Here is a 16885-nt window from a genome sequence, read left to right as displayed (position 1 = left end):
CCGTTCTGACGCGTCAGAACGTGCGCAACCGCATGTTCGGCCGGGCGGGACGGTCAGGCGGAGGCGCCCTCCGGCGCCGGTGTGCCGTCGGGCAGGGCGTGCCGGCGGTCGTCACGCATGAGGACGCTCGCGACGATCGTCACCACGACCACGACGACGCCCATGACGATGTACGAGTGGCCGAAGCCGATCGTGTCGTACGCGGCGCCGAACGCCCACGAGAAGATGACGATGCCGATCTGCTTGGCCATGTTGAAGCCGAGCATGTAGGCCGTGGCCGAGATCCGGACGTCGAACATGCGAGTCAGGTACTTCATCACCGAGATCAGCATGAGCGGCATCTCGATCGCGGCGAGCAGGCGCCAGACGACCAGCATCTCGGTGGAGGTGAAGAACGCCGAGCCGAGCACGCGCACGACGAGGACCAGGCCGAACAGGAGGAGGCCGTTCTTGGCGCCGATCCGGTTGATGAGGAACGGCGTCGCGATCATGACGACCGCCTCGAGCAGGATCTGCACGAACACCACGCGGGAGAACAGCACCTGCGAGTCGATGCCGCCGGTGACGAACTGCGCGAAGTAGTTGGGGAACTGCTGGTCGAACACGTCGTAGAGGGCCGCCGTACCGAACATCAGCACCATGAAGCCGACGAACGACCGGTTCGTGAGGAGCTCCTTGACGGTGGCGAGGGAGACCTTGGTGCGGGCGCCTCCGTCGGCGTCGCCGCTCACCGCCGCGTACCCGGGCTCGCCCGGCTTGGGGGTGCGCGCCACGAAGAGGAGCACCCCGAGGACGATCGCGGAGAAGGTCCCGGCCCACCAGATGTTGTCGGGGTTCGAGGCCCAGATGAACCCGCCGACGAGGGACGCGGTGGCGCCGGCGACCGACCCGAACAGGCGCACGTGCCCGTACTCGAAGCCGTTCGCCCGCGCGTTGCGCTCGTTGAAGGTCTCGACGATGCCGACGCCCGCGTTGAGCGTCAGCGACAGGAAGATGCCGCCGACGACGGCGCCGAGCACCTGGTTCGCGTTGACGATCGGCGTGAACACGAACGCGAAGAACGGCCCCATCATCGCGCCGACCAGGACGACGAAGGCGAAGAGGTTCTTGCGGAAGCCGAGCTTGTCCTGGATGAAGCCGTAGAACGGCTGCAGGCAGAACGCCGTGAACGCCATCACCGAGTTCAGCAGACCGATGTTGCCGTGCGACATCCCGGCCTCGGTCTCCAGCCAGCGGCTGAGGAACGTGAAGGCGAGCTGCCAGATCGCGAAGTAGAAGAAGAACAGTCCGCCGAAGTTCCAGAACGCGGGCTTGCGCAGCGAGTCCCGGGCGCGGGGCTTGGTGGCGCCGTCGGGGGTCGCGGTGGTGGTGCTCATCAGAAGGCTCCGTCGGCGGGGAGGACCTCGGTCGAGGTCGGGGTGGGGCGGGTGTCGGGCACCGGCGTGCCCCACACGGGGTTGCCGTCGGCGTCGAAGGGCAGCACCTGCGCGCGGGCGTGGCGGTTCGGGTCCCACAGCGGGTCGCCGGAGATCTCGGTGTAGGTGCGTGCGTGGTAGACGAGGACGGCGTCGCCGTCGGGCGTCTCGGTGAACGAGTTGTGGCCGGGGCCGTACTGGCCCACGGACGGGTCGCTGACGAACACGGGCTCGGTGCTCTTGGTCCACGACGCCGGGTCGAGGAGGTCGGCGCCCGAGTCCGCGGTGAGGAGGCCCATCGCGTAGTCGATGCCGGTGGCGGCGCCGGAGTAGGTGAGGAAGACGCGGCCGTTCCGGACGAGGACGGACGGGCCCTCGTTGACCCAGAAGCCCTTGGTCTCCCAGTCGAACTCGGGGCGCGTCAGCTCGACCGCCGGGGTGGCGAGCGTCCACGGGTTCGCCATGCGGGCGATGTACAGGTTGGAGTGGCCGCGGACCGTGAGGTCCTGCTGCGCCCAGACGAGGTACTGCTCGCCGTCCGTCACGAAGCTCGTGGCGTCCAGCGCGAACGACTCCCACCCGGTGTCCACCTGGCCGCGCTCGATCCACTCCCCCTCGAAGGGGTCGTCGGCGGTGTTCTCCAGCACGAAGATGCGGTGGTTGAACGTCTCGTTCTCGCTCGGGGCGTCCACGGTGCCGTGGTCCACGGGGGCGGCGGCGTAGTAGATGTACCAGGCGCCGTGCACCCGGTGGATCTCGGGGGCCCAGATGAGCTGCGACTGCGGGCCGGTGGCGTGCCGCTCCCAGATCGTCACCTCCTCGGCCTTCTGCAGGTCCTCGAGGCGGTCGGCGCGGCGCAGCACGATGCGGTCGTACCGGGGGTGCGAGCCGGTGAAGTAGTAGGTGCCCTCGTGCCGGAGCACGCACGGGTCGGCGCGTTGCAGCACGATCGGGTTGACCGTGACCTGGTCCGTCAGTTCGGCCTGCATGGTGTCTCGTCCTCCGGTGTCCTGCTCTGGTCCGGCAGCGCGCAGCGGTGCTGCTCCACGGGAGAATGTAAACGATGTAAACCGACCCGCGCTGTGACCTCGGAGACGCCTTTCCCGAGAGCCGCGCCATGACCTGCGCGAAGGTGCCCGCGATGTGACGAGGCCCACCCCGGAGCCGCCCACGGAGCAGGACGGCGGGAGCCTCAGGGCGTGACGACGAGCCCCAGCGACTCGGCGAGGACGACCGCCTGGGCCGGGTCGACGACGGCGCCGGTCAGTCGGGCCGCGCGCGGGTCCAGCGCCGACAGGTCGGTGCCGCGCAGCACCGCCCCACGCAGGTCGACGTCGGCCAGCTCCGCGCCCGACAGGTCCACGCCGATCACCGTGGCCCCGGACAGCCGCGCCCCGTCGAGGTCGGCCTCGCGCATCCGCAGGCCCTCGAGGTGGACGCCGTCCATCGCCGCCCGGCGCAGCGTGACGAAGGACCAGTCCCCGCGCTCCGCCCGCAGCAGGTCGAAGCGGCAGTCGTCGAAGCGGGAGCCCACGAGCTTGCAGCCCTCGAACGACGCGTCGAACAGGTTGGTGCGGCTGAACGTGCATCCCGTGAACGCGGACTCCCGCCACGCCGACGCGTTGAACCGCGCCCCGCGGAACGTGCACTCCTCGAAGGTGGCGCCGGTGGCCGTCACCTCCGTGAGGTCGACCTCCACGAGCTCCACCCGCTCGAACGTGCGGCCGGAGAGGTCCCGGCCGTACCAGTCCTCACCCCGCACGGTGCTCCCCGGTTCGATCGTGTCCGGGACGGTCCTCCGCTCGGCGTCGCTCATCCCCGAACGCTAGCCCGACCCGACGACACCGGCCCCGCCCTCGGTGCGGCGCCCCGCGCCCACGCCGAGGCGTAACCCGACCGCGGACAGATGGCGACATCCGGGCATCGCTCTGTCACGCGGACTACCTCGCGGGATCTCGCGCTACCTCGGCCTGGTCCGTACTACCTCGCGGGATCTCGCGCTACCTCGGCAGGTCGGGCACGACCTCGGCGGAGCGGGTGACACTGGACCCGTGCCCGACACCACGACGCCCCGAGGGCTGATCCTGACGCCCGGCGCGGGCGCGAGCCGCGACCACCACACGCTGGTGGCGGTGGAGCGGCGGCTGGCCGCGCTCGACCCGCCGCTGCCCACCGAACGCGTGGACTTCCCGTACCGGCTGGCGGGCAAGCGGATGCCCGACCGGCCGCCGGTCGCCGTCGCGCACCTGCGCGACGAGGCGGAGCGGTTCGCCGGGTCGCTCGGCGTCGGGACCGACGCGCTGCTGCTGGGCGGCCGGTCGTACGGCGGACGGATGTGCTCGATGGCGGTGGCCGAGGGCCTGCCCGCGGCGGGCCTGGTGCTGCTCAGCTACCCGCTGCACCCCCCGGGCAAGCCCGAGAGGCTGCGGGTCGAGCACTTCCCGCAGCTCGACGTCCCCGTGCTGTTCGTCTCGGGCGACCGTGACCCCTTCGGCAGCCCGGACGAGCTGGCCGAGCACGCGGCGTCGATCCCCGGCCCGGTCACGACGATCACGCTGCCCGGCGCGCACGACGTGCGCGGCAAGGACGACGACGTCGCGGCCGCCGTCGCGGACTGGGCGCGGACGCTCTGACCTCTCCCGCGCGCCCGCATGTCCACCGATGCGCGCTTTTGTCCGCTCGCGCTCGGCACGACCGTCCGCCTGCCAGCATCTGTCCCGTCACGACCGTCGTCCGACGGCACATGTGTGCAAGGAGGCCCTCATGTCCACGAGAAAGCTCCGACGCTCCGGCGTCGCGTTCCTCGCCGTCGGCGCCGTCGCCGCGCTCGGCGCCTGCAGCGGCGGCGACGCCTCGGGCGGCGGCGACGAGGACGTCACCCTCACGTTCGCGTGGTGGGGCGACGCGTCGCGCGCCGAGCGGTACGAGAAGGCGATCGACCTGTACGAGGAGAAGAACCCGCACGTCACCATCCAGTCGTCCTACGCGTCGTTCGCCGACTACTGGACGTCCCGGAACACGGAGGCCGCGAGCGGCAGCCTGCCCGACGTGTTCCAGATGGACGTCTCGTACCTGTCGCAGTACGGCGGCACCGGGCAGATCGCCGCGCTCGACGAGTTCGCCGCGGACGGCACGATCGACATCTCGACGTTCCCGGAGAACGTCATGCCGGCCGCGAAGGTGGACGGCAGGCTGGTCGGCATCCCGACCAGCACGGGCGGCATCGCGAACTTCTTCAGCACGGGTCTCCTGAAGGACCTCGGGGTCGACGTGCCCGACGGCGACCTCACCTGGGACGAGTACGACGCCGTCCTGTCCGAGGTCGGCAAGGCCGGCGCGGACCACGACCCGAAGGTGAGCGGGTCGACGCAGTACACGCAGATCTGGACGGTCTTCGAGATCTGGCTCGCGCAGCAGGGCAAGTCGCTCTACACCGCGGACGGCGCGCTCGGCTTCACGGAGGCCGACCTCACCGCGTGGTGGGAGCGCGCGACGCCGCTGTTCGACGACGACGGGTTCATCGACCCCAAGCGGCAGGAGCAGCTCAACGGCGCGGACGTGCTGGGGTCGGGCGTCACGGCGAGCGAGCTGAGCTTCTACAACTTCCTGGTGCGCTTCTCGGAGGGCAGCGCGGGCGGCGAGTTCGCGATGACGCTGCCGCCGGCCGACGATCCCGGCAACCGGGGCCTGTACCTCAAGCCGTCGCTGGAGCTGTCCATGTCGGCGAACTCGGAGCACCCCGAGGAGGCGGCGAAGTTCATCGACTTCATCGCCAACGACCCCGAGGTGAGCAAGGAGTTCGGCCTCTCGCGCGGCGCCCCGATCTCCCAGCCCGCGCTCGACGCCCTTGAGCCGGAGGGCCTCGACAAGCAGATCCTCGAGTACTGGGAGCAGCTGTCCGAGGTGGCCGGCGACACTCCCCCGCCGCCGCCCGAGGGCGCCGGCGCCGTGGAGGTCGAGTTCACCCGCATCGCGCAGGACATCGGCTTCGGCACCACCGGCCTCGACGACGGCGTCAAGGAGTTCTTCTCCCTCGCCCCGGGGATGCTGGGCTGACGCCCCGGACCCGCACCGGGCGCGCCGGCTCGATCCTCGCACCGCGGTGCTGAGGATCAGGTCGGCACGCTCGACCCGTCCGGTCAGCGGCCGCCCGCCGGCGTCGCCGGGTACTCGGCGGGCTTCTTGCCCAGCTCGACGGCGAGCTCGTGCCGGCCCGCGAGGATGTCGGCCCGCTCCTCGTCGCGCTGGCGCAGGGCGTCCGCCTGCAGCTCGGGCGAGAGGTGGTCCCAGTACAGGGTGCCGTCGAGGTGCTGCGCCTCGTGGATGAAGGCGCGGGCCAGGAACCCGCGGCCGGAGAGCTGCACCGGACCTCCGTGCTGGTCGACGCCCCGCACGGTGGCGGCACCGGGCCGCTCCAGCGGCTCGTACGCGCCGGGCACCGACAGGCACCCCTCGTCCTCGGTCTCCGGCTCGGCGTCGTGGTCCATCTCGAGCACGGGGTTGACGACGTGCCCCACGTGCCGGTCGCCGCGCTCGTCGGTGACGTCGTAGACGAACAGGCGGATCCCGACACCGACCTGCGGCGCCGCCAGCCCCACGCCCTCGGCGTTCTCCATCGTGGCGAACATGTCGTCGACCAGGCGCGCGAGCTCCGGCGTGGAGAACGTCTCGACGGTCGCGGCGGGGGTGTGCAGCACCGGCTCGCCGATCTCCGTGATCCGCAGCACGCGGCCGCGCGCCGCCTCCGGCGCCTGGGCCGGGTACGGGTCGGCGGGCTCCCCCAGCAGGTACGTGGTGGGCCGACGTCGTCCGAAGCTCCAAGCCATGCGCCGAGCCTATTTCAGGACGACGGGGACCCGCGCCCAGCCGCCGACGGGCGGCGCCTCGCGCACCGGCGCCTCGTCGTCGGCGGGCAGGATCCGTTCGGTGCCGGCCAGCAGCTCGGAGACCGCGACGCGCAGCTCCATCAGGGTGAGCGCCCTGCCGGGGCAGACGTGCGGCCCGACGCCGAACACGAGGTTCGCGGCGGCGTTCTCCTCGGGGCGGAACGCGTCCGGGTCGCCGAAGACCTCCGGGTCGCGGTTCGCGGCCGTCCAGCTCAGCAGCACCCGGTCGCCGGCCGGGACGGTGCGGCCGCCGATCTCCACGTCGCGGGTGGCGCGCCGCCGGTTCGACACGAACGGGTCGTCGATGCGCAGCACCTCCTCGATGCCGGCCTCGATCGCGGCGTGCTCGCCGCGAGCGACGCGCTCGCGGGTGACGTCCTGCCGGTCGGGGTGGGTGGCGAGCCGGTGCACGACCACCCCGAGGCACGCCGCCAGGGACCCCAGGTCTCCGGCCGTCCAGTTCCGCAGGATCGAGACGACCTCGGCGTCCGTGAGCGGGCGGCCGTCGACCGTCTCGTGCAGCAGCCTCGTGGTGACGTCGTCGGGCGCGGCGTCCCCGGCCTCGCGCCGCTCGCGCACCAGCGACCCCACGAGCTCGTCGAACCGCGCGGCGACGGCCGCCGTGCGCGTCAGGTCGCCGGAGCGGGTGGCGTCGTGGTTGTCCGCCATCCACGCGACGAGCGCCCCCTCCAGCTCTGCCGGCCAGCCGAGCCACGTCGTCTGGGTGCGCACCGCGAACGGGGCGCCGAGGTCCGCGATGGTGCCGACCGTGCGCCCGCGCGGCAGCGCGGCGACGATCGCCGCCGCGTGCGCGCGGCACTGCTCCTCCTGCTCGGCGACGGCGGCGTCCGTGAGGTAGCGGTCGACGACGGCCCGGTACGCCGCGTGCTCCGCGCCGTCGAGCGAGTTGGGGATCGCCCGGTGCCGGCCGGCCGCGCTGGAGAACGTCTCCGGGTCGGTCGCGGCGGCGACCACGTCCGCGTGCCGCAGCAGCGTCCACGTGCCGAGCCCGTCGTGGTCCACGGGGCACACCCCGCGGCGGGCGTCGAGGTGGGCGCGCAGATCGGCGGGGCCCGTGGCCCCCGCGTGGGCGTCGGTCGTCATGGCCCCACCGTAGGGGCGGGCGTCTCGTGGTTCTCCCCGAGCCGTGTCATACCGCAGGGGGACCCCCGCCGGCGCGGAATCCGCTCGTGGTCCGACGCGGCGGGCCCGCCGACGCGGGCACCTTGGGTGTCATGACACCTCTGCTGAGCGCGCGTGGACTGACGATGCAGTACCCCGGCGGGGTCACGCCCGCCCTGGACGCCGTGGACCTCGACATCGCCGCCGGCGAGTCGGTGGCGATCATGGGCGCGTCCGGCTCCGGCAAGACGACGCTGCTGCACTGCCTCGCGGGCATCCTGCGTCCCACGGCCGGGTCGGTCACCTTCGCGTCGGGGCAGGGGCCGGTGCGCGTCGAGTCGCTCGACGACGCGGCCCGGTCGCGGCTGCGGCGCGAGGAGCTCGGCTTCGTGTTCCAGCAGGGCCTGCTGCTCGACGAGCTGACCGCGCTCGAGAACGTGGCCGTGGCCCGGATGCTCGGCGGGGTGCCGCGCGGGCAGGCCGAGGCGGAGGCCGCGCAGTGGCTGCAGTACCTGGGCCTCGCCGGGCTCGAGCAGCGGCGGCTCGGCGAGCTGTCCGGCGGGCAGGCGCAGCGCGTCGCGATCGCTCGTGCCCAGGTCACGGGTGCCCGGCTGATCTTCGCCGACGAGCCCACCGGCGCCCTGGACTCCGCCACGTCCGTCGAGGTGCTGGACCTGCTGCTCTCCGCCACCACGCAGGGCCGCACGCTCGTCGTCGTCACGCACGACGCCGACGTCGCGCGCCGCTGCGCCCGCACCGTCGTCCTGCGCGACGGCCGCGTGGTCTCGGACACCGCCGCCCCCGCAGCGGCCGCCGGCGCCGCCGAGGTGTCGCGATGACCGCCACCACCCCGGCGCCCGCGCCGTCCGCCGTCCCGGGCGCGCGCCCCGCGGGCGCGCTCGCCACCGCCGTCCACCTCGCCCCGCTGTTCCGGCGGCGGCGCGACGACGACCGCCTGGCCACCGCCCTGCCCGTGGCGAGCTTCGCCGTGGTCACCGCTCTGCTGCTCGTGGTGCTGGGCGGCGCGCAGGCCTTCTTCGGCTGGGACGACGACCTGGCCTCGACCTACGAGACGCTCGCCGTCATCGCCGTGGTGCTGCTGCTCGTGCCCCTCGCCACGGTGGGCGCGTCCGCCGCGCGCCTCGCCGCCCGACGGCGCGACGAGCGGCTCGCGTCCCTGCGCCTGCTCGGCGCGACCACCGGCACGATCACGGCGCTCACGGTGCTCGAGGCGGCCGTGACGGCGCTGGTCGGGGCCGCCCTCGGCGTCGTGCTCTACGCGGTCCTCGCGCCGCTCGTGGGCCTGCTGCACTTCCGCGGCGAGGCGCTGGGCGCCCAGATGTGGGTGCCGTGGTGGTGGCTGCCGCTCGCGGTGCTCGGCGTCGCGCTGCTCGCCGCCGCGAGCGCCGTCGTCGGGCTGCGTGCCGTCGTCGTGACGCCGCTGGGCGTGCGCACACGCCAGCGCCCGGGCACCGCGCACTGGGTCCGGGTCGTGATCGCCGTCGGCGTGCTCGTCGTCGGGCTCGGCCTCATGCAGGTGCTGGGGGTGCTCGGGGAGCTGGGCGGCATCGTCGCGATCGTCGGCACGCTCGCGGCGATCTTCGGCGGCATGCTGCTCGCCCTCGACGCCCTGGGCCCGTGGTTCGTACGTGTGCGGGCGCGACGCCAGGCGCGCAAGGCGCAGACGGTGCCGCGGCTACTGGCCGCGCGCATGGTGCTCGAGGACCCGAAGGCTGCCTGGCGGCAGGTGAGCGGCGTCGCGATGACCAGCTTCGTCGGCGTCTTCGGCGCCGTGGGCCTCGCGATGGCGGACATGACCTCGACCGAGGGCATGGACGCCGACGAGCGGTGGCTCATGCAGGACGTCTCGACCGGCGTCCTCGTCACCGTGGCGGTCTCGTTCCTCATGGTCGCCTGCTCGGTGGGCATCAACCAGGCCGCCTCGACCCTCGACCGCGCGGCGGTGCACGTCTCGCTCGACCGCCTCGGCGTACCGCGGGACGTGATGAGCGAGGCCTCCCGCCGCGCCGTGATGTCGGCGCTGTGGATGGTGGCCGGCGGGTCGGCGCTGTGCGCCGCCGTGCTGCTCTTCCCCCTCGTCGGGATGGCGATCTTCGTCCAGCCGGTCGCGATCGTCACCGCGCTGGCCGTGTTCGCGCTCGGGTTCCTCGCCGTCCGCGGCGCGGCGGCGCTCAGCGCCCGCCTCGTGCCGGGGATCCTCGCCCGGCCCGAGCGCGCGCTCTGACGCCGCCGGTCAGCCGGCGGAGCCGTCGGTCTTCTTCCCCGTCTCGCGCTCCCACGCGTCGAGCTGCTGGGTGAGGGCCCGCGCCAGCTCGAACACCTGCTGCGGGGGGATGCGCACGCGCGAGACCACCCGCCCCGGCACCACGCGGCCGGTGACCGCTCCCGTGTCGGGGTCGGTCACCGGCTGCGGCGGCTTCGTGGCCGCGACGAAGTCGATGACGAACGACGTCGACGTGTGCCACAGCGACGCGAAGTCCGCCGGGACGCCTCCCTCCAGCTCGGTGGGGACGTCGATCTTGAACTTCACCTCGTTGCTCGCCATGGCCACCACTGTCGCGCTCCTGCGCCCCCACCGCCAGCAGCCCGGCGGTGGGCACGGCGTGCCGGCCGCGCGGTCAGGAGCGCCCACACCGCCAGCCCCACGACGAGGGCCCAGAAGGCGGACCCGACGCCGAGCAGGACGAGGGGGCTCGCCGCCGTGAGGAACGTGGCCGTCGCGGCGACCCGGTGCTGCTCGTCGCGGAGGGCGGCGGACAGGGCGGAGCCGAAGGTGGCGAGCAGCGCGAGGCCGGCGACCGTCTCGAACACCCCCGCCGGGGCCGCCGCGACGAGCGCCGTGACCAGCGGCGACAGGACGGCGAGCACCAGGTAGGCCCAGCCGGCGCTCTGCGTCGCCACCCAGCGGCGCCGGGGGTCGGGGTGCGCCTCGGCCGACGCCGGGAGCGCCGCGGTGATGGCGGCGAGATTGACCGCGTGGCCGCCGGCGAACGCGCCCACCACCGTGCCGGCGCCCGTGACCAGCAGCGTCTCCCGCCACGGCACGGTGTAGCCGAAGGAGGCGAGGACGCTGACCCCCGGGACGTTCTGCGACGCCATCGTCACGACGTACAGCGGGAGGGCGATCCCCACGATCGCGGGCAGCGTGAGCGCGGGCGCCGTCAGGGCGAGGCCCGGCGGCCGCAGCGCGAGCGTCCCGTCCCCCGCGGCGACCGTCCCCAGGACGACGGCGACGGAGAGCACGAACGCCGCCGGGGTGGCCCACCGCGGCGCCAGGCGCGCGAGGAGGAGCCACAGCACGATCACGGGCGCGACGAGCAGCGGCGCGGCCGTGACGGCGACCAGCGGCTGCAGGCACAGCGAGAGCAGCACCCCCGCGAGCATGGCCTGGGCCACGGGCACGGGGATGGCCGCGACGAGCCGGCCGAGCGCGGGCCAGGCCGCGGTGAGCCCGATCAGGGCGCCGCACACGACGAACGCCCCGACGGCGGCGGGCCAGCCGCCGGCGACCCCGCCCGCGCCCACCAGGACGGCGGCGCCGGGGGTGGACCACGCCAGCGTCAGGGGCGCGCGGTGACGGCGGCTGAGCCAGATCATCCCGAGCCCCTGGACGACGCACAGGGCGAGGAGGCCGGACGCCGCCTGTTCCGAGGTGGCCCCCACCGCCCCCAGGCCCGCGACCACGACCGCGAACGAGCTGGTGAAGCCGACCAGGGCGGCGACGATCCCGACGCCGACGGGCTGCGCGAGCGAGCGTTCCACGAACGGAACGGTAGGCCTCGTCGGCCGCGTTCCGCAAACAGAACGCTAGGGTGGCCTCGTGCGATCTGCCGAGCTCTCCGCGCTCATCGGCGAGCGCCTCACCGCCGCCCGTGCCGTCCGTGGGCTCTCCCTCGGCGCCCTCGCCCGCGCCGCCGGGATCGGCAAGGGCTCGTTGTCGGAGATCGAGGCCGGGTCGCGCAACCCGAACCTCGCCACGCTCTACGCCCTCGCCGGCGCCCTCGACGTCCCGATGTCGTGGCTGCTCGCGGAGCAGGCGGGCGCCGAGGTGTCCTCCCCCGGCATCCGCACCCGGCTGCTGGCGGCGACGCAGGCGGACAACGCCACCGTGGAGGTCTACGCCCTGCGGCTCGACCCGGGCACCATGCACCGCTCGGAGGCGCACGGCGCCCATGTCACCGAGCACCTGCTGGTCACGCGGGGCCGGGCCGAGGTCGGGCCGCTCGACGCGCCGGCCGAGCTCGCGACCGGCGAGTCGTTGCGGTGGCGCGCGGACTCCCGGCACGGGTACCGCGCCCTCGACGACGCGCCCGCGGAAGCCGTGCTCACCATGTGGTGGCGCCCGATCGACGCAAGGTAGTCATACAGGTTCACGACTTGTATACTCACCTGACGCCGGGGACGAGCCCGGCGCGGCCGCGACGGCGGCCCGCAGACGCGAGGGAGCGCCATGCCCTACCAGCCCGACGCCATCCGGTCCGTGCAGCTCTCGACGCTCACGCTGCCGCTGGCCACCGCCATCTCCGACGCCAAGGTGTTCACCGGGCGGCAGAAGCCCATGACCGAGGTCGTGTTCCTCGTCGCCGAGATCACCACCGAGCAGGGCCACGCGGGCCTCGGCTTCTCGTACTCCAAGCGCGCGGGCGGGCCGGCCCAGTACGCGCACGCCAAGGAGGTCGCCGCCGCGGCGATCGGCGAGGACCCCAACGACATCGCCAAGCTGTACACGAAGCTGCTGTGGGCCGGCGCCTCCGTGGGCCGCTCCGGCGTCGCGACGCAGGCGCTCGCCGCGGTCGACATCGCCCTGTACGACCTCAAGGCCAAGCGCGCCGGCCTGCCGCTGGCCAAGCTGCTCGGCGCGCACCGGGACTCCGTGCGCACCTACAACACCTCCGGCGGCTTCCTGCACGCGAGCATCGACGAGGTGAAGGACCGGGCGTCGCGGTCGCTGGCCGAGGGCATCGGCGGCATCAAGATCAAGGTCGGCCTGCCGGACACCCGCACCGACCTGGCCCGCGTCGAGGCGGTGCGCGAGCACCTCGGCGCCGACGTCCCGCTCATGGTCGACGCCAACCAGCAGTGGGACCGCACCACCGCGCTGCGCATGGGCCGCCGGCTCGAGCCCTACGACCTGGTGTGGATCGAGGAGCCCCTGGACGCCTACGACGCCGAAGGCCACGCGGCCCTCGCCGCCGCCCTGGACACGCCGGTCGCGACCGGCGAGATGCTCGCGTCGGTGGCCGAGCACGAGCGCCTCATCGCCGCCCGGGCCTGCGACATCATCCAGCCCGACGCCCCGCGCGTCGGCGGGATCACGCAGTTCCTGCGGCTGCTCACCCTCGCGGACCAGGCCGGGCTGGACCTCGCGCCGCACTTCGCGATGGAGATCCACCTGCACCTGGCGGCCACATACCCGCGCGAGCCGTGGGTGGAGCACTTCGACTGGCTCGACCCGCTGTTCGAGGAGCGCCTGGAGACGAAGGACGGCCGGATGCTCGTGCCGGACCGTCCCGGGCTCGGCGTCACCCTCACGGAGCAGGCGCGGGCCTGGACCACGGACAGCGTGCTGGTCGGGTCACGTTGAGCGCCGGCCGGGGCGCGCCGGCCGGGGTGCGGCGGATGGAAGCATGAGCCCATGCCCCCGACCCTGAGCGGCGCGCTCGTCGCCGCGCTGCGGGCGCGGATCGTCGACGGCGGCATCGCCCCCGGCGAGAAGCTGCCCAGCGAGACCGCGCTCGCCGCCGAGCACCAGGTCAGCCGCACCGTCGTGCGCGAGGCGATCGCCCGCCTGAACCTCGAGGGCCTGGTCCACACCCGGCGCGGCAGCGGCAGCTACGCGCTGGCGCCGCCGGCCGGGGACGGCGACGACGCGCCCGTCGCGCGCTCGCTCGAGGACCGGCTCGGCCTCGTCGACTTCCGGCTGGGCGTCGAGACGCAGGCGGCGGCCCTCGCCGCGGAGCGCCGGTCGGACGCCCACCTCGACGCGCTCGCCGCCCGCCTGCGAGACCTCGACGACGCCCAGGGGCACCCGGCGACGGCGATGCAGCACGACTTCGCGTTCCACCGGCTCGTCGCGGAGGCGGCGCAGAACCGGTATCTGCTGGACGCCCTGGACCGGCTCGGCCCGCAGATGATCGCGATGCCGCGCGGGCGCCTGGGCTCGCCCCCCACGCCTCCCCCGGGCACGGAGGACGGCACGCCGCGGCGGTTCGCGACCGTCACGCAGGAGCACCAGGCGATCCTCGACGCCCTGGCCGCCCGGGACCCGCTCGCCGCCGCGGCGGCGATGCGCGTGCACCTGGCCGGCTCCCGGCGCCGGCTGCTGGCGGAGTCGGGCGGCCGCTGACCGGCGGCTCAGCCCGCCTGCGCGCCGGCGCTCTCGGGCGCGCGCCCCGCACCGCCCAGCGGCAGGGCGAGGATCGCCAGGTCCAGCCACCGGCCGAACTTCGTGCCGACCTCGGGCAAGCGCCCGACGTGCGCGAACCCGAGCGACTCGTGCAGCCGGACCGACGCGGCGTTGCCCGCCTCGATGTCGGCGAGCATGACGTGGTGCCCGGCGGCACGGGCGCGGTCGACGAGCTCGACCAGCAGCGCCCGGCCCAGCCCACGGCCCTGGTACCCCTCGGCCACGTAGACCGAGTCCTCCACCGTGTGGCGGTAGCCGAACTTCGCGCGCCACTGCGCGTAGGTGGCGTACCCGGCGACCGCGCCGTCGTCGTCGGCCACGAGGATCGGGTTCCCCGCGGCCGCCTGGGCGCCGAACCACCGCTCCCGCTCCGCGCGCGGCACCTCGTCGTCCGTCCAGATCGCGGTCGACGTGCGGATGGCCGCGTTGTGGATCTCCAGGAGGGCATCGAGGTCGGCGTGGACGGCGTCGCGCAGGATCATGCGCATATAGTAGCCATCGTGTTCACTATCGTATTCGCGGGTGGCGCGTGACCGACGACCTCGGCGCCGCCCTCGCCCACACCCTGCAGGCCGCCCGGGCCGACCGCGGGCTGAGCGTCGCCGCGCTCGCCGAGGCGTCGGGCGTCTCGCGCGCGATGATCTCCCGCATCGAGCGCGAGGACGCCCAGCCCACCGCCGCGCTGCTCGGCCGGCTCGCGGCGGCGCTCGGCATGACGCTGTCCGAGCTCGTGGCCCGCGCCGAGGGCGACACGAGGCGGCTGGCCCGCCGGGCGGAGCAGCCGACGTGGACCGACGCGGGGACGGGGTACGTCCGGCGCGCGGTGTCCCCGCCGGCGAGCGCCGCGCTGGAGCTCGTGGAGGTCGAGCTCCCGCCGGGCGCCGAGGTGACCTACCCCGCCGAGTCGTACCGGTTCGTCGACCAGCAGATCTGGGTGCTCGACGGCGCGCTGCGGTTCGTCGAGGGCGAGCAGGTGCACGACCTCGGCCCCGGCGACTGCCTCCAGCTCGGCGCCCCGGCCGACTGCACCTTCGTCAACGCGACGCGGTCGTCGTGCCGCTACCTCGTCGTCCTCGACAAGCTCGCGGCCCCGCGCCCGCGGTGAGCACGGCTACGACGCCGGCTTGACCGCCAGCACGGGGTGCTCGGCCTGCAGCAGGATCCGCTGCGCGACGGAGCCCATGATGAACTTCCCCACCGGGCTGCGACGCCGCAGCCCGATGACGATGAGGGTCGCGTCGTGCCGCTCGGCGAGCTCGAGGATCTCGTCGCTGAAGTCGTCCCGGTGCGTGCCACGTACCACCCGGGCGGCGACGCCGGCGTCGGACGCCGCGGCGAGCACCCGGTCGAGGTCGTCGTCCGTCGCGACCGTCGTCTCGACGAGCGACCCCTCGCGCGCGGAGTTCACGACGAGCAGGTCCTCGCCCCGCAGCCGGGCCTCGGTGATGGCCGCCGTGGCGGCGGCCTCCCCCACCGGGGTGGGGACGTATCCCACGACGATGCTCATACGGACGCTTCCTCTCGGTCGGGGGTCGGCGCCTGCGCGGGCCGACGGCGACGGGCGGACTGCACGAGGGGCCAGACCGCGACGACGACGAACAGGGCGAGCAGCACGGCGGAGATGGGCCGGGAGACGAACCCGGAGGGGTCGCCGCCGAACATCAGCAGCGAGCGCCGCACGCTCTCCTCCAGCAGGGAGCCGAGCACGAAGGCCAGCACCAGCGGGCCGGGCTCGAAGCCGAACTTCTTCATGAGGTAGCCGACGGCGCCGAAGACGACGACGAGCAGCACGTCGAAGGCGGAGTTGTTGATCGTGTACGCGCCGATCATCGTGATCAGCGCCGTGATCGGGGCGAGGATCGCGGCCCGCACCCGCAGGATGCGCACGAAGACGCCCACCAGCGGGATCGACATGATCAGCAGCAGGATGTTGCCGACGTACATCGAGTTCACGACGCCCCAGAACAGCTCGGGGTGCTGATCGACGAGCTGCGGGCCGGGCGTGATGCCCTGGATGAGCAGGGCGCCGAACATCAGCGCCATCGTGGCGTTGGCGGGGATGCCGAGGGTGAGCAGCGGGATGAACGAGCTGGTGGCGGCGGCGTTGTTCGCCGTCTCCGGCCCGGCGACGCCCTCGATGGCGCCCTTGCCGAAGCGCGACGGGTCCTTGGCCCGCTTCTTCTCGGCCGCGTAGGCGGCCATCGACGCGATGGTCGCGCCGCCGCCCGGCAGGATGCCGAGGAAGAAGCCCAGCACGGACCCGCGGGTCACGGCGCCGGAGGACTCGCGCAGGTCGGCGCGCGACGGCCAGACGTTCGTCACCTTGCCCGGGGCGTGCACGGCCCGGTGTCGCTCCTCGAGGTTGTAGAGGATCTCCCCGAGCCCGAAGAGGCCCATCGCGACGGGCACGAAGTCGATCCCGTCGGCGAGGTCGAGGCTGCCGAAGGTGAACCGCTCGGTGCCGGTGAACGCGTCGCGGCCCACGGTCGCGAGCAGCAGCCCGATCGCCGCCGCGACGAGGGCCTTGACCCGCGCGCCGGACGCGATCGTCGAGACGAGCAGGATGCCGAGCAGCGCGAGGGCCGCGTACTCGGGCGGCCCGAAGTCGAGGGCGAAGCTCGCGACGACCGGCGCCAGGAAGGTGAGCCCGACGATGGCGACGGTGCCCCCGACGAACGACCCGATGGCGGCGATGCCCAGCGCGGTGCCGGCCTTCCCCTGCCGCGCCAGCGCGTGCCCGTCGAGCACGGTGACCACCGAGCTCGCCTCGCCGGGCAGCCGCAGCAGCACGGAGGTGATGGTGCCGCCGTACTGGGCGCCGTAGAAGATGCCGGCGAGCATGATGATCGCGGTGACGGGCTCGATCCCGTAGGTGAGCGGCAGCAGGATCGCGATCGTCGCGGCCGGGCCGAGGCCGGGCAGCACGCCGATGAGCATCCCGATGAGCACCCCGACGAGGCAGTACAGCAGGTTCGTGGGCTCCAGCACGACCTCGAACCCGGCCATGACGTTCTGCAGGTTGTCCACGTGACGTC

General features: G+C 73.8%; 18 protein-coding genes. 8 read left to right on the top strand and 10 right to left on the bottom strand.

The genetic code is table 11. The features are described 5' to 3' along the window. Positions 1–53: 53 nt before the first annotated feature. From ACFQ8E_RS20705 to ACFQ8E_RS20695, 3 genes are all read right to left on the bottom strand, one after another. A complete protein-coding gene (locus ACFQ8E_RS20705; protein WP_430552450.1) occupies positions 54–1376 on the bottom strand; it encodes an oligosaccharide MFS transporter in 1323 nt (440 codons plus the stop codon). Continuing rightward, a complete protein-coding gene (locus ACFQ8E_RS20700; protein WP_430552449.1) occupies positions 1376–2404 on the bottom strand; it encodes a family 43 glycosylhydrolase in 1029 nt (342 codons plus the stop codon). Before ACFQ8E_RS20700 ends, ACFQ8E_RS20705 begins: the two co-directional genes overlap by 1 nt. Positions 2405–2607: 203 nt before the next feature. After that, positions 2608–3231 (bottom strand): pentapeptide repeat-containing protein, encoded by a 624-nt coding sequence (locus tag ACFQ8E_RS20695; RefSeq protein ID WP_430552448.1) that lies wholly within the window; start codon positions 3229–3231, stop codon positions 2608–2610. Positions 3232–3466: 235 nt separating this feature from the next. On the opposite strand from ACFQ8E_RS20695, the gene ACFQ8E_RS20690 reads away from it, so the two are divergent. Both ACFQ8E_RS20690 and ACFQ8E_RS20685 read left to right on the top strand, forming a co-directional pair. Further along, positions 3467–4048 (top strand): alpha/beta family hydrolase, encoded by a 582-nt coding sequence (locus ACFQ8E_RS20690; RefSeq protein WP_430552447.1) that lies wholly within the window; start codon positions 3467–3469, stop codon positions 4046–4048. Positions 4049–4178: 130 nt separating this feature from the next. Next, a complete protein-coding gene (locus ACFQ8E_RS20685) occupies positions 4179–5471 on the top strand; it encodes an ABC transporter substrate-binding protein (protein WP_430552446.1) in 1293 nt (430 codons plus the stop codon). A gap of 83 nt (positions 5472–5554) precedes the next feature. Here ACFQ8E_RS20685 and def read toward each other — a convergent pair whose 3' ends face one another. Then, positions 5555–6241 carry a peptide deformylase gene (def, locus tag ACFQ8E_RS20680; protein ID WP_430552445.1) on the bottom strand — a complete coding sequence of 229 codons (687 nt, stop codon included), beginning with the start codon at positions 6239–6241 and terminating at the stop codon, positions 5555–5557. Positions 6242–6250: 9 nt separating this feature from the next. Beyond that, positions 6251–7405 (bottom strand): cytochrome P450, encoded by a 1155-nt coding sequence (locus tag ACFQ8E_RS20675; RefSeq protein WP_430552444.1) that lies wholly within the window; start codon positions 7403–7405, stop codon positions 6251–6253. A 131-nt stretch (positions 7406–7536) separates the two neighbouring features. Between ACFQ8E_RS20675 and ACFQ8E_RS20670 the strand changes: the two genes are divergently transcribed. Further along, positions 7537–8262, top strand: coding sequence for an ABC transporter ATP-binding protein (locus tag ACFQ8E_RS20670; protein WP_430552443.1), 726 nt, complete (start codon positions 7537–7539; stop codon positions 8260–8262). Beyond that, positions 8259–9668 carry an FtsX-like permease family protein gene (locus ACFQ8E_RS20665; protein WP_430552442.1) on the top strand — a complete coding sequence of 470 codons (1410 nt, stop codon included), beginning with the start codon at positions 8259–8261 and terminating at the stop codon, positions 9666–9668. The genes ACFQ8E_RS20670 and ACFQ8E_RS20665 overlap by 4 nt, the downstream gene beginning before the upstream one ends. 9 nt (positions 9669–9677) lie before the next feature. On the opposite strand, the gene ACFQ8E_RS20660 is transcribed toward ACFQ8E_RS20665, so the two are convergent. Next, positions 9678–9989: a DUF3467 domain-containing protein gene (locus ACFQ8E_RS20660; RefSeq protein WP_430552441.1), complete on the bottom strand. Its 312-nt coding sequence runs from the start codon at positions 9987–9989 to the stop codon at positions 9678–9680. Continuing rightward, positions 9971–11206, bottom strand: coding sequence for a benzoate/H(+) symporter BenE family transporter (locus tag ACFQ8E_RS20655; RefSeq protein ID WP_430552440.1), 1236 nt, complete (start codon positions 11204–11206; stop codon positions 9971–9973). Before ACFQ8E_RS20655 ends, ACFQ8E_RS20660 begins: the two co-directional genes overlap by 19 nt. Before the next feature lie 58 nt (positions 11207–11264). Here ACFQ8E_RS20655 and ACFQ8E_RS20650 point away from each other — a divergent pair, with 58 nt between their 5' ends. The 3 genes from ACFQ8E_RS20650 to ACFQ8E_RS20640 all read left to right on the top strand — a co-directional run bounded on the left by ACFQ8E_RS20650 (position 11265) and on the right by ACFQ8E_RS20640 (position 13790). Then, complete coding sequence (locus ACFQ8E_RS20650) at positions 11265–11804, top strand: helix-turn-helix domain-containing protein (protein ID WP_430552439.1); 540 nt, start codon at positions 11265–11267, stop codon at positions 11802–11804. A 90-nt stretch (positions 11805–11894) separates the two neighbouring features. After that, positions 11895–13028 carry a mandelate racemase/muconate lactonizing enzyme family protein gene (locus ACFQ8E_RS20645; protein ID WP_430552438.1) on the top strand — a complete coding sequence of 378 codons (1134 nt, stop codon included), beginning with the start codon at positions 11895–11897 and terminating at the stop codon, positions 13026–13028. A gap of 51 nt (positions 13029–13079) precedes the next feature. Continuing rightward, positions 13080–13790 (top strand): FadR/GntR family transcriptional regulator, encoded by a 711-nt coding sequence (locus tag ACFQ8E_RS20640; RefSeq protein ID WP_430552437.1) that lies wholly within the window; start codon positions 13080–13082, stop codon positions 13788–13790. Between the two features lie 8 nt (positions 13791–13798). Here ACFQ8E_RS20640 and ACFQ8E_RS20635 read toward each other — a convergent pair whose 3' ends face one another. After that, complete coding sequence (locus ACFQ8E_RS20635; protein WP_430552436.1) at positions 13799–14332, bottom strand: GNAT family N-acetyltransferase; 534 nt, start codon at positions 14330–14332, stop codon at positions 13799–13801. A 47-nt stretch (positions 14333–14379) separates the two neighbouring features. On the opposite strand from ACFQ8E_RS20635, the gene ACFQ8E_RS20630 reads away from it, so the two are divergent. Then, a complete protein-coding gene (locus ACFQ8E_RS20630; protein WP_430552435.1) occupies positions 14380–14955 on the top strand; it encodes a helix-turn-helix domain-containing protein in 576 nt (191 codons plus the stop codon). 6 nt (positions 14956–14961) lie between these two features. On the opposite strand, the gene ACFQ8E_RS20625 is transcribed toward ACFQ8E_RS20630, so the two are convergent. Both ACFQ8E_RS20625 and ACFQ8E_RS20620 read right to left on the bottom strand, forming a co-directional pair. Continuing rightward, positions 14962–15357: a universal stress protein gene (locus ACFQ8E_RS20625; RefSeq protein WP_430552434.1), complete on the bottom strand. Its 396-nt coding sequence runs from the start codon at positions 15355–15357 to the stop codon at positions 14962–14964. Then, positions 15354–16856 (bottom strand): tripartite tricarboxylate transporter permease, encoded by a 1503-nt coding sequence (locus ACFQ8E_RS20620; protein ID WP_430552452.1) that lies wholly within the window; start codon positions 16854–16856, stop codon positions 15354–15356. The genes ACFQ8E_RS20625 and ACFQ8E_RS20620 overlap by 4 nt, the downstream gene beginning before the upstream one ends. Positions 16857–16885: the final 29 nt, after the last annotated feature.

This window comes from Isoptericola sp. NPDC056573, assembly GCF_042793335.1.
Taxonomy (GTDB): Bacteria; Actinomycetota; Actinomycetes; order Actinomycetales; family Cellulomonadaceae; genus Isoptericola.
This window is presented reverse-complemented; position numbering and strand designations above follow the sequence as displayed.

What these genes read in the sequence shown, in the direction of transcription:
- ACFQ8E_RS20705 (WP_430552450.1), bottom strand. Translation starts at nt 1,376, where the DNA reads ATGAGCACCACCACCGCGACCCCCGACGGCGCCACCAAGCCCCGCGCC.
- ACFQ8E_RS20700 (WP_430552449.1), bottom strand. Translation starts at nt 2,404, where the DNA reads ATGCAGGCCGAACTGACGGACCAGGTCACGGTCAACCCGATCGTGCTG.
- ACFQ8E_RS20695 (WP_430552448.1), bottom strand. Translation starts at nt 3,231, where the DNA reads ATGAGCGACGCCGAGCGGAGGACCGTCCCGGACACGATCGAACCGGGG.
- ACFQ8E_RS20685 (WP_430552446.1), top strand. Translation starts at nt 4,179, where the DNA reads ATGTCCACGAGAAAGCTCCGACGCTCCGGCGTCGCGTTCCTCGCCGTC.
- def (WP_430552445.1), bottom strand. Translation starts at nt 6,241, where the DNA reads ATGGCTTGGAGCTTCGGACGACGTCGGCCCACCACGTACCTGCTGGGG.
- ACFQ8E_RS20675 (WP_430552444.1), bottom strand. Translation starts at nt 7,405, where the DNA reads ATGACGACCGACGCCCACGCGGGGGCCACGGGCCCCGCCGATCTGCGC.
- ACFQ8E_RS20670 (WP_430552443.1), top strand. Translation starts at nt 7,537, where the DNA reads ATGACACCTCTGCTGAGCGCGCGTGGACTGACGATGCAGTACCCCGGC.
- ACFQ8E_RS20665 (WP_430552442.1), top strand. Translation starts at nt 8,259, where the DNA reads ATGACCGCCACCACCCCGGCGCCCGCGCCGTCCGCCGTCCCGGGCGCG.
- ACFQ8E_RS20660 (WP_430552441.1), bottom strand. Translation starts at nt 9,989, where the DNA reads ATGGCGAGCAACGAGGTGAAGTTCAAGATCGACGTCCCCACCGAGCTG.
- ACFQ8E_RS20645 (WP_430552438.1), top strand. Translation starts at nt 11,895, where the DNA reads ATGCCCTACCAGCCCGACGCCATCCGGTCCGTGCAGCTCTCGACGCTC.
- ACFQ8E_RS20640 (WP_430552437.1), top strand. Translation starts at nt 13,080, where the DNA reads ATGCCCCCGACCCTGAGCGGCGCGCTCGTCGCCGCGCTGCGGGCGCGG.
- ACFQ8E_RS20635 (WP_430552436.1), bottom strand. Translation starts at nt 14,332, where the DNA reads ATGATCCTGCGCGACGCCGTCCACGCCGACCTCGATGCCCTCCTGGAG.
- ACFQ8E_RS20625 (WP_430552434.1), bottom strand. Translation starts at nt 15,357, where the DNA reads ATGAGCATCGTCGTGGGATACGTCCCCACCCCGGTGGGGGAGGCCGCC.
- ACFQ8E_RS20620 (WP_430552452.1), bottom strand. Translation starts at nt 16,856, where the DNA reads ATGGCCGGGTTCGAGGTCGTGCTGGAGCCCACGAACCTGCTGTACTGC.